10 protein-coding genes and 1 pseudogene are annotated in these 10,411 nt (G+C 73.3%); 6 read left to right on the top strand and 5 right to left on the bottom strand.

From position 1 onward, the window contains the following. Nucleotides 1-188, bottom strand: a pseudogene (locus ACFPIJ_RS57310) (flotillin); the annotation flags it as partial. 14 nt (nucleotides 189-202) lie between these two features. After that, complete coding sequence (locus ACFPIJ_RS57305; protein ID WP_380128003.1) at nucleotides 203-442, bottom strand: hypothetical protein; 240 nt, start codon at nucleotides 440-442, stop codon at nucleotides 203-205. A 286-nt stretch (nucleotides 443-728) separates the two neighbouring features. Here ACFPIJ_RS57305 and ACFPIJ_RS57300 point away from each other — a divergent pair, with 286 nt between their 5' ends. Together ACFPIJ_RS57300 and ACFPIJ_RS57295 are read left to right on the top strand one after the other, a co-directional pair. After that, entirely contained in the window at nucleotides 729-1,208 is a 480-nt protein-coding gene (locus ACFPIJ_RS57300; RefSeq protein ID WP_380128002.1) for a hypothetical protein, read from the top strand. Between the two features lie 214 nt (nucleotides 1,209-1,422). Beyond that, nucleotides 1,423-1,869 carry a response regulator transcription factor gene (locus ACFPIJ_RS57295; protein WP_380128001.1) on the top strand — a complete coding sequence of 149 codons (447 nt, stop codon included), beginning with the start codon at nucleotides 1,423-1,425 and terminating at the stop codon, nucleotides 1,867-1,869. On the opposite strand, the gene ACFPIJ_RS57290 is transcribed toward ACFPIJ_RS57295, so the two are convergent. After that, complete coding sequence (locus ACFPIJ_RS57290) at nucleotides 1,846-2,757, bottom strand: LysR family transcriptional regulator (RefSeq protein ID WP_380128000.1); 912 nt, start codon at nucleotides 2,755-2,757, stop codon at nucleotides 1,846-1,848. The two genes, ACFPIJ_RS57295 and ACFPIJ_RS57290, sit on opposite strands and share 24 nt — an antisense overlap. A gap of 78 nt (nucleotides 2,758-2,835) precedes the next feature. On the opposite strand from ACFPIJ_RS57290, the gene ACFPIJ_RS57285 reads away from it, so the two are divergent. From ACFPIJ_RS57285 to ACFPIJ_RS57270, 4 genes are all read left to right on the top strand, one after another. Next, nucleotides 2,836-3,702 (top strand): NAD-dependent epimerase/dehydratase family protein, encoded by an 867-nt coding sequence (locus ACFPIJ_RS57285; protein WP_380127999.1) that lies wholly within the window; start codon nucleotides 2,836-2,838, stop codon nucleotides 3,700-3,702. A gap of 1 nt (nucleotide 3,703) precedes the next feature. Further along, entirely contained in the window at nucleotides 3,704-4,603 is a 900-nt protein-coding gene (locus ACFPIJ_RS57280) for an aldo/keto reductase (protein ID WP_380127998.1), read from the top strand. 140 nt (nucleotides 4,604-4,743) lie between these two features. Further along, nucleotides 4,744-5,454 carry a CPBP family intramembrane glutamic endopeptidase gene (locus tag ACFPIJ_RS57275; protein WP_380127997.1) on the top strand — a complete coding sequence of 237 codons (711 nt, stop codon included), beginning with the start codon at nucleotides 4,744-4,746 and terminating at the stop codon, nucleotides 5,452-5,454. A gap of 52 nt (nucleotides 5,455-5,506) precedes the next feature. Then, the gene (locus ACFPIJ_RS57270; RefSeq protein ID WP_380127996.1) at nucleotides 5,507-7,171 is read left to right on the top strand and encodes an alpha/beta hydrolase; all 1,665 of its coding nucleotides are present in this window, start codon (nucleotides 5,507-5,509) and stop codon (nucleotides 7,169-7,171) included. Here ACFPIJ_RS57270 and ACFPIJ_RS57265 read toward each other — a convergent pair. Together ACFPIJ_RS57265 and ACFPIJ_RS57260 are read right to left on the bottom strand one after the other, a co-directional pair. Further along, complete coding sequence (locus ACFPIJ_RS57265) at nucleotides 7,168-7,977, bottom strand: metallophosphoesterase family protein (RefSeq protein ID WP_380127995.1); 810 nt, start codon at nucleotides 7,975-7,977, stop codon at nucleotides 7,168-7,170. The two genes, ACFPIJ_RS57270 and ACFPIJ_RS57265, sit on opposite strands and share 4 nt — an antisense overlap. After that, nucleotides 7,974-10,376 carry a YhjD/YihY/BrkB family envelope integrity protein gene (locus ACFPIJ_RS57260; RefSeq protein WP_380127994.1) on the bottom strand — a complete coding sequence of 801 codons (2,403 nt, stop codon included), beginning with the start codon at nucleotides 10,374-10,376 and terminating at the stop codon, nucleotides 7,974-7,976. Before ACFPIJ_RS57260 ends, ACFPIJ_RS57265 begins: the two co-directional genes overlap by 4 nt. Between the last annotated feature and the right edge of the window lie 35 nt (nucleotides 10,377-10,411).

The following is a 10,411-nucleotide window of genomic DNA, read 5'->3' as shown; positions in this document are numbered from 1 at the left end:
GTGTAACAGTCCTCCTCGACCTCAGCCTCCTGCATCGCCAGGGTCAGCCGGGTGGCCTTGGAGAACACCGGCACGACGAACGTGCCGTGCCCAGTGACGATCTTGAACGGTAGTGCGTCTGCCCCCCGCTGCTTCCTGCCGCTGATCAGCAGGGCCTCGTTCGGGGCGGGAACACGGTAACCGAACATGGGGTTGGCCTCTCTCAGCCAGTGGTGATGGTGTGGTCCCCGGGCATCGGCGACCACGGTTCGACGTCCACCTGACGCGTGCCACGGAAATGAATGACGAGCACCTGAGTGCCGGGCGGCAGCGGCTCGGCGGCATAGGCGAGGTAGTGGTGCGGGGTGCCCTGGACCACGACCCGGACCTCGCCGGGCCGGTCACCCCCGCGCACCGCGGTGACCACCACGCCGACCTTGCCGACCAGCGACTGACCGCGCACCGGCTACTCCAAACCCCGTCGCCCGATCCGCGCACTGCCGCGCGTCGTGACGTGTGCGATCCAGATTGTGCACCCGTTGAACCAGCCTCGCGCGCCCCCCGCACCAAGCGGACACGTGTCGGTCGTCACGCCCTCAAGCCCGGCCCTTCCCGCGCCTCCCGAGCGAGCGGTTGCGGCGCACCCCGCGACTGGGTAAGACGGGTCGTATGGCAGAGACGCTCCTTCCGCAGCAGTGCGAGGGCTGCACCTTCTCCACGGCCCACCGCCGCACCTCGTCCGGCGGTCGGTGAGCACCATCGGGGTGACCGGGCACCAGAACATCCCGGCCGGTGCGCTCGCGTATGTCACGGCGGGCATCCGGGACCTGCTCGGCGCGTTCGAGCCACCCGTGACGGGTGTCGGAAGCCTCGCGGCCGGCGCGGATCAGCTCTTCGCGGCCGTCGTGGCCGACCTCGGCGGGCGGCTCGACGTCGTGGTGCCGTGCGACGGCTACGACGCGGCCTTCGGCACACCGGCCGACGCGCAGCGGTACCGACGGCTGCTGTCCGCCGCGGCCTCGGTGGAGCGGCTGCCGTTCCCCGCGCCGTCGGAGGAGGCGTTCATGGCCGCCGGCATCCGCGTCGTCGAGCGCAGCTCGGTGCTGCTCGCGGTCTGGGACGGCCGGCCCGCCACCGGCCGCGGCGGCACCGCCGACGTCGTCGCCCACGCCCGCTCCCTCGGCCGCCCGGTCCATGTCGTCTGGCCCGACGGCGTCACCCGCAGCTGAGCGGGCAACCGGCACTACTGCTGCTGCAGGAGTCCGGCGCCGCCGGCATGGTTCGGATCGGGTAGCCGGCGGCCTGCACGCGCACGACGACACGGGGTGGGGTCGGGCCGGATCGTGGTGGCTCCAAGCGTGCGGATTGGAGACGGCCTGTGGCAGCGACGTCGGCTCGGCTCGGCCGGTGGTGTTTCCGCCGCCGGGGTCTGGTGGTCCTCGGGTGGCTGGCGATCCTGGCCGGGGTGATCGTCGGCGGGCTGACCGCGCCCTGCCCGCCGGCGCCAGCGGCTTCCTCGGCAAGTACGTCACCACCGACATGCTGCTCGAGGCGATCCGCACCGTCGCCGCCGGCGACAGCCTGCTGTCCCCGGGCGCGACCAGGGCGCTCATCGCGCAGTTCCTGGCCACCCCGCCGCCGGGGCCGGCCGTCGCGCCGCCCGCCGCGCCCGGTCTCGGGGACCTGACCAGCCGCGAGCTCGAGGTCATGAAGCTGGCCGCCGACGGCCGGTCCAACGACGAGATCGCCGGCGAGCTGCACCTCAGCGTGCTGACCGTGCGCACGCACGTCCAGCGGGCGATGGCGAAGCTCGGCGCCCGCGACCGGGCCCAGCTCGTCGTCCTGGCCTACAAGAGCGGTCTCATGTCACCGGACCCCGGCACCACCTGACGGCTGTCCCGCCAGCAGGTCCACGAGCTGGGCGAGGTGGGGGGTCTCGAGGCCGCGGCGGGTGGTGACCGCGGCGACGTGGCGGACCGGGCGGTAGGGGCCGAGTTCGACGACGGCCTGGTCCGGCGAGTCCTCCAGCGCGACGCGCGGAATCAGGGACACGCCGACGCCGGCCCGCACCAGTGCCTGGGCGAAGAAGTAGTCGGTGGTGGTGGCGGCGATGTCCAGCTCGATGCCGATCCGGGCGGCCTGGCGCCGCAGGTGGGCCTCCGTCTTCAGGCAGCCCAGCACCCACCGCTGGTCGGCGAGCTCGGCCAGGTCCAGCCGGGTCCGCGCGGCGAGGGGGTGGGCGCGGGGCAGGACGGCGTAGAGCGGGTCGTCGGGCAGCGGGGTCCACCGCAGCCGGCGCCGTTCGCCGGGCGTCAGTGGCTGCGGTTCGTCGAAGGAGTACGCGAGCGCCAGGTCGACCGCGCCCTGCCGCAGCAGCGGAAGGCTGTCCTCCGGCTCCCGTTCCAGGATGGTGACCTCCAGGGCCGGATGCGCGGCCAGCAGCCGGGTCAGCGCGGCCGGCAGCAGCGCCCGGCCGCCGCTGCTGTACGTGGCGATGCGCAGCGGGGTGCGGCCGCCGGCGAGCCGGTCGATGCGCTGGCGGGCCGCGGTCAGCTCGGCGGTGACCACCTCCGCGGCCTCGACCAGCAGGCGACCGGCGTCGGTGAGCGTGACGCCCCGGCTGGTCCGCACGACCACCGTGGTGCCCACGCTGCGTTCCAGCGCCGCCACCTGCTGCGAGACCGCCGACGGGGTGATCCGCAGCGCGGCCGCGGCCCGGCTGAAACTGCCCTGCAGGGCGACCTGGTGCAGCACGCGCAGCCGCGCGGTGTCGATCATCAGCGTTAAGCCCTCCTCACAGCCCGATAAGTAGATCATTACTTCCGCTGCAAGCGCGAGGGCGGCAGGCTCGGGATCGTGAAGGTTTTGGTCATCGGCGGTAGCCGGTACTTCGGGCGCCGGCTGGTCCAGCGTCTGCACGCGGACGGAAACGACGTCACGGTCCTGAACCGGGGTTCGAGCCGGCCGCCGGACGGGGTGCGGCACCTGGTCGCCGACCGCGACGACGGGGCGGCGCTGCGCGGCGCGCTGCGGGGCCGGGAGTTCGACGTCGTGTTCGACCAGGTCTGTTACACGCCGGTGCAGGCCGAGACGACCCGCCGGGCCGTCGCCGGGCGGGTCGGCCGCTACGTGCTGACCTCGACCGTTGAGGTCTACTTCCCCCTCACCGGCGCCGCCCCGGCGAGCATCGCCGAAGGACGGTTCGACCCGTCGGCGTGGCCCGTCGATCTGGCCGCCGGCACCTGGGAGTACGGCGAGGGCAAGCGGCAGGCGGAGGCCGTGTTCAGCCGGGAGCCGGACCTCGACGCGGTCATACTCCGCACCGCGCACGTGCTCGGCGGCGGCGCGGCCGACTTCACCGGCCGCCTGGCGCACTACGTGACCCGGATCCGCGCCGGCGAGCCGGTGGTGGTGCACGAGCGGCCCACGCCCGCCTCGTTCATCCGCGACGCCGAGATGGTCGAGGTGCTGCTGTGGGCGGCCGGCGCGACGGTGACCGGCCCGGTCAACGCCGCCTCCACGGGTGCGCTGGACGTGCTCGAGTTGTGCGAGGCGATCGGCGTACGGGTCGGGCGGGCGCCCCGGTTCCAGACCGGCGCCGAGGCCTCGCCGTACTCGTTCGAGGGCTCCCGGCCGATGGACACCGGCCGGGCCGAACGGCACGGGTTCCGGTTCAGCCCGGTCGCGCAGTGGCTGCCCGACGTGATCGACGAGGTGGGCTGAGATGCGGACCCGAACGGTGGGCCGGTGGCGGGTGGGCGCGATCGGGCTGGGCGCGATGCCGCTGTCCATCGAGGGCCGGCCCGACGAGGCACGGGCCGTAGCGACCCTGCGCGCCGCCGTGGACGCCGGGGTGACGCTGATCGACACCGCGGACTCGTACCACTGGCACGCCGGCGAGGCGGGACACAACGAGCGGCTGATCGCGAAGGCCCTCGCCGGGGTCGGCGGGGCGCTCGTCGCCACGAAGGGTGGACGCGGCCGGCCCGGCGACGGCTCCTGGACCGTGGACGCCCGGCCCGAGCACCTGATCCGCGCCTGCGAGGCGTCGCTGCACCGGCTGGGCGTCGACCGGATCGGCCTGTACCAGCTGCACAAGCCCGATCCGGCGGTGCCGTGGGCCGACCAGGTCGGCGCGCTGCGGACCCTGCTGGACGCCGGCAAGATCGAGGCGGCCGGCCTGTCCAACGTGACCTGCGCGCAGGTTCTGGAGGCGCGCGAGACCCTGGGACCGGACCTGGTGTCGGTGCAGAACCGCTTCTCCCCCGCGGTCCGCGACGACGCCCCCGTCCTGGCGCTGTGTGCCCGGCTCGGGCTGGCGTTCCTGCCGTGGAGCCCGCTCGGTGGCCTGTCCCGCAGTCCGCTGGATGGTCCGCCGACGGCGGCGGCGGACCCGGTCGCGGCGGCGGACCCGGTCGCCGCGCCGTTCGAAGCCGTGGCGCGGGCCCGCGGGGTGAGCCCGCAGCGGGTGGGACTGGCGTGGCTGCTGGCGTTGTCGCCGGTGGTCGTGCCGATCCCGGGAGCGAGCCGACCGGAGACCATCCGCGACTCGGCCGCCGCCGCGGACCTGGTGCTGACGGCCGGCGAGCGGGAACTGCTGGGCGGCGACCTCGCCGGGTCCTGAGCCCGCGCCGGGCCTGGCCGACGTGCGGGGCACCGGCACGACCGCGATCGTGGTCAGCTCGAACCTGTGCGGGCGCCGGCCGATAACCCGCTGTGGGTGAGGCATGCCACCGGCGCGCGTTCCACGCTCAGCCTGTGGGCGTGAGTTCGTCCGGTCAGCGCACCGCGCCGGCTGGTGCCGTGGTGCTGACCGTCGCATTGATGGCCACGGTCGCCGCGGCCGGGCGGCTCGGGCCGCCACACACCATGTTGATCGCCGGCCCTGCCGGTGCGCTGCTGCTGGTGGAGGTGGCCAGGCGCGCGGGTCTGCACGCCGACGATCTCGGTCTGAGCCGGCGGTCGTGGCGCAGCGGCGCGGCCTACGCAGGCATCTGCGCCGCCGCGGTGGCTGTCACCTACACCGTGGCAGCGCTGGCGCCCGTCACGCGCGGGGCGTTCCGTGACGAGCGGTACGCGACCGCCATGGGCACGGCGGTGCTCACCGCGTTGGTGGTTGTGCCGCTCGGCACCGTGCTGTTCGAGGAATTCGCATTCCGCGGCGTACTGTGGGGGCTGGTGCGCTCTCGTCGCGGCCCGGCGCAGGCCAGCATCGTCTCGTCGGTGCTGTTCGGGCTCTGGCACATCCTGCCGTCGCTGCGCCTCGGTCGCGTCAACCCGGCCGTGGCACGGCTGGTCGGGCCCGGCCCAACCGGACAGGTGCTGGCGGTCGCCGGCGCGGTTGCCTTCACCACCGTCGCCGGGTTCGTGCTGTGCGAGTTGCGTCGGCGCAGCGGCAGCCTGCTGGCGCCGATCGGGCTGCACTGGGCGGTGAACGGGTTCGGAGTGCTGGCGACGGCCGGCGCGGCGCGTTGACCGCCGGTGGCTGCCCGCATGAGTTTGCACGCGCGGCAGGGCGGAGGGCGCGATGATCGGGACGGTCCGCCGGCTCTGGCAGCGAGTGCTGCATCGCTGGCACTACAGTTTCGTCGGCGTGACCGGCGCAGTGGTCCTGTTCTGCCTGTCGCTCACGCCGTCGCTGTTGCCGCGGGGCAACCTGCTCCAGGGGCTGATTTCCGGGATTTCTGCGGCGATCGGCTACGGCATCGGCGTTCTCGCCGTCTGGATGCTGCGCAACATTGTCGTCCGGCCGCTGCCCCGGCCGGGTCCGGTGGCCTGGCGGTGGCTCGCGGGCATCGCGGCCACGACGGTGACGATCTTCCTGTACCTGGGGGCCGGTTGGCAGGCCGAGGTCTATCGGCTGGCGGGCGTCGATCGGCCGGCGGGGTACGGCTTCCCGACCGTGCTGCTCGTTGCCGTGCTCACCGCGGCCGGAGTCGTCGGCCTCTTCCGGCTGCTGCGCTCGGCGGCCGCACGGATCGCCGCGTTCGGCGGCCGGTGGATCCGGCCGGCGGCCGCCCGCGTGATCGCTGGCGCGCTCGTCGCGGTCATCGCACTGGGTGTCCTCAACGGCGTCGTCATCAACGGGTTCTTCGCCGTCACCGACAACGCGTTCCGCTCGATCAACAACGAGACGCAACCGGGCACCGAGCCCCCGGCCGACGCTCTTCGCTCGGGCGGACCCGGCTCGCTGATGCCCTGGGCGTCGCTGGGCAACCAGGGTCGCCGATTCGTCGCCGACGGGCCGAGCGCGCAGCAGCTCCAGCAGTTCGCCGGCCAGGCGGCGATGCGACCGATCCGGGTATACGCCGGGCTGGCGTCCGCGCCGACGTCGAGGGAGCGGGCCGCCCTGGCGGTTCGGGAGCTGGAACGCACCGGCGCCTTCGACCGCAAGGTGCTCTGCGTCATCACCACGACCGGCACGGGCTGGGTCGACGAGAAGTCGGTCGCCCCGTTGGAGTACATGTACAACGGGGACACGGCGATGGTCGGGTTGCAGTATTCGTACCTTCCGAGCTGGCTGTCGTTCCTCGTCGACGAGCAGCGCGCGCACGAGGCCGGGCGGGACCTGTTCAACCAGGTGTACGGCGCATGGTCGCGGTTGCCGTCGAGCCACCGCCCGAAGCTCGTCGTCTTCGGTGAGAGCCTGGGCGCGTTCGGTGCCGAGTCGGCGTTCAGCGGTGTCGACGACATCCGCAACCGGGTCGACGGCATGGTGCTCGTCGGCCCGCCGAACAGCAGCGCCCTGTGGCAGCAGATCGTCGACGAGCGCGACGCCGGGAGCCCCGAAGTACTACCGATCTACGAGCAGGGCGCGACGGTGCGGTTCGCCGGTGATCCGGCGTCCGACCTCGATCACCCGGCGAACGCATGGAACAACCCGCGGGTGGTGTACCTGCAACATGCGTCCGACCCGATCGTCTGGTGGTCGCTGCGCCTGATCGTCAGCCGGCCGGAATGGCTGGCCGAACCACGGGGCCGAGACGTGTCGCCGAAGGTCCGCTGGATCCCGTTCGTGACGTTCTGGCAGGTGACCGCCGACATGGCATTCTCGACCGGGGTGCCCGCGGGGCACGGGCACAACTACGGGCCGTCGGCCGTGCCGGCATGGGCCGACGTCGTTCCTCCTCAGGGATGGACCCCGGACCGCACCGCCGAGCTGACCCCGATCATCGCCAGTGGCGGTGGTTAGCACAGGGTGCGCAAAGGCCGTCCTGCGCCGCGCTCGACGCTGACGACACGACCGGTCCGCCATTCCCCGGCGATCTCGTAGCGCTGCTCCACGCGGATGTGGGCGGCATCGACGCGGATGACGTTCCACGAGCGGGGCACCCCTCGCAGCCGTGTGCTCGTCGCGGTCCCGGCCACCACCTCGGCCAGCTGGTGCCCGGACGGCAGGTCGATCGCGCGCACGGCCGGCACGTGCGTGTGCCCGGCCAGGACGATGTCGACGCGCGCGGCGGCGGCCGCTCGCATCAGCGCCGCGCGGCCGAGCATCCGGGCCAGGCCACCGGCCGACGGCGGGTGATGGACCGCCAGCAGGCGAAGCGCGCCGACCGGCGCCGACCCGAGGAAGTCCTCGACCAGTGCGGACTGCTCGCCGCTCACCCGCCCGCTCTTCCAGCGCCAGCGGGGCATCGTCTGCAGCCCGAGCGCCCTCACGCCGGGCAGGTCGAGTCGAGGGTCGAGCTCGGCATCGATCCACGAGCGGTAGCGGGCGTACGGTGCGACGAGGCGGCCGAGCGTGAGCAACGGGATGTCGTGGTTCCCGGTCACCACGAGGCGGGGCACCGGAAGCCGCTCGAGGACGGCGCGAGCTTGCGAGAACTGGCTGGTCCGCGCGCGCATCGTGCAGTCGCCGGTGACGACCAGCAGCGCGGGAGCGGCGGCCGAGACGTCGTCCACCAGCGTCCGCGCAACTTGGGGCAGGTGTGCCCCGATGTGCAGATCCGACAGGTGCGCGATGACCAGCGGCGGCCGGGCCGGGCCGGCGTTCACGGCCGGCCCCGGCCGGCGGGGAAGGCGAGCCGGCCGAGCCGGCGCCAGTCCAGCGGGGGACCCGGCCGGCGGCCCGGCCGGTTGCGGGGCACCCGGACCCGCAGCGCGCCGGGCCGGATGCGGCATCGGACCGGCGTGGACAGCCGGGCCGACTCACCATCGACACCGGCCGGGATCCACGGCGTGTCCGCGTCGACGACGATCTCGTCGGCCGTGCAACGGGTGAGCCCCTTCGAGCGGCCGCCGCGCATGAGCCGGACCGCGTCGGAGGCGTTGTTCGCGCTGACGGCGAGCACACCGAGCACACCGTCGGTGAGGCGTTCGCGCCGGCCCGCGCCGATGACGTCGTTGACCGCGTACGGGTTGTTGCTCACCAGGATCGCCGGTGGCCCGGACACGAGCGTCTGCCCGGCGCGCAGCCGCAGGGGCGGGTCGTGTCCGGCGGTCAGCAGGTCGGGCAGCAGATCCAGCGCGGTGCCCGCCTTGTCGTCGCGGTAGGCCGGGCTCTGCACGAGCGCGGCGTAGACGCCGAACGAGGCGTTGTTGACGAACATCCGGTCATTGACCAGCCCGACGTCGGTGCGGATCTCGACGCCGTTGGTGAGCGCGTCCAGGCCGCTCGCCGGGTCGGCGCGGTCCAGCCCGAGGTCCATCGCGAAGTGGTTGCGCGTGCCGGCGGGGATCACCAGGAACGGCAGGTCGTTGTCCACGGCGACCGCGGCGACCGCGGCCTGGGTGCCGTCGCCTGCGGCCACACCGAGCAGATCGGCGCCGGCGCGCACGGCCCGGCGGGCGAGCGCGGCAACGTCGGACGTGCCCGCCTCGTCCAGCAGCACGACCTCGGCGCCGAGCGCACGGGCCTTCCGCGCCAGGTCGCATCGCTGCACCTTTCCGCCTCCCGATCGGGGGTTCATGATGAGGAACGGGTGCAGCGGTGGCGGGACCTCGGACCCCTGGGCGTCCTCGGCCCGGCCGGTCCGCTGCAGCGCGGCCCTGCCCGCCGCCGCTGCGGCGATGCTCAGCGCACCGCAGGTCAGCACCAGCCACAGCAGCCCGGCACGCCCGTACAGCGTCACCACCGTCACCGGCGCGGCAATGGTGACGGCGGCCGCGGCGAGGCGCCGCAGGCCGCGGCGGGTGAGGAACCACCACAGACCGGCGATGCCGGCCGCCGCGCCGGCGGCTCCGACGGCGAGCAGCCCGATCCCCCGCAGTCCAGCGACGCCGACGAGCAGTCCGACGGCCGCCGCGGCCGCGGCGAACGCCGCTCGCGCCAGCCACGTCGCGGCTCGGTCGGTGGCCGGTCGACCTTCGTCCATTTCGCGCACCGCCTTCCCCAGCCAGTGTCCCTCGCCCTCGCGGCCGGGCCGGTAGGCCCCGCGGATGAGGCCCACCGGCGGCACCGCCGCCGGTTCGCCCCCGTTCACCCGCGGCGGGGGGCTGAAATCGACCCGCACCGTCTCGAAGTCCTTGAATCGCTGCGCGGCCGCGAACGTCGTGTAGATCTGCCGGTCGGCCTCGGTCAGTTCGACATCGTCGGTGAACGGGGTGAGCAGCGCCCGGGGCCACAGGCGGTAGTTCGCGATCATGTTGATCTCGGCGCAGAGCATCAGCACGAGCGCTTGCAGGTAGATCCAGGCGAGCGCGGCGAGGACGAGTCCGAATGTGCCGTAGAGCGCGCTCGCGTGGCTGAGCCGGTCGGCGATGTATCGAGCGCCTACGGTCTGCAATGCCATCCAGGAGGTCGCGGCGATCAGCCCGCCGGCGAGGACCTGGCGCACACGCAGCGTCCGGGCGGTCAGCAGCTGCATCGCCGCGGTGAACAGGCCAGCATTGATGATGAACGTCAACAGGTAGCCGAGGAACTGCAGTCCGGGCCCGGACCGGCCGGTGAGCTCGTGGGCGAAGGCCACGAACGTCGCGGCCACCGCCGACAGCAGCACCGCGCTGCCGAGCGTCAGCAACAGCCCGAGGCTGCGCAGCCTGGACCGGATCGGATTGGGCTGTTCGGTGCGCGGGACACCGTAGATGTGATTGAACCCGGCCTGCGCGGCCTGCATCGCCCCCAGTCCGCCGTACAGTGCACCGAGGACGCTGAGCACCAGGCGCGTGCCGCTGCCGCGCAACCCGCTGACGTTGCGCTGCAACTCCGTCCCGATGACCGGCAGATCCCCCACCGTCGTCTGCACGAGTTGCTGGTACAGGTCGGGGTTGGCCTCCAGGAAGAAGCCCAGCGCGGTGAGGAACAGCAGCGTCAGCGGGAACAGCGAGATGAAGCCGTAATAGGTCACCATCGCGGCGAGATATGGACCACGGTCGTCGACGAACTTGTAAACCACCGCCAGCGGGAATCCCAGCCAGGCGTGCCGACGCTGGAAACGATCCAACCACGCGACCACGGCGACCCCCTACCCCGTCGCCCCAGCGTCACGCT

This window comes from Dactylosporangium cerinum (assembly GCF_042653625.1).
Lineage (GTDB): Bacteria > Actinomycetota > Actinomycetes > Mycobacteriales > Micromonosporaceae > Dactylosporangium > Dactylosporangium cerinum.
This window is presented reverse-complemented; position numbering and strand designations above follow the sequence as displayed.

Excerpts from the sequence above, each read along its gene's own strand:
- ACFPIJ_RS57290 (WP_380128000.1), bottom strand. The coding sequence starts at position 2,757 with ATGATCGACACCGCGCGGCTGCGCGTGCTGCACCAGGTCGCCCTGCAG.
- ACFPIJ_RS57280 (WP_380127998.1), top strand. The coding sequence starts at position 3,704 with ATGCGGACCCGAACGGTGGGCCGGTGGCGGGTGGGCGCGATCGGGCTG.
- ACFPIJ_RS57270 (WP_380127996.1), top strand. The coding sequence starts at position 5,507 with ATGATCGGGACGGTCCGCCGGCTCTGGCAGCGAGTGCTGCATCGCTGG.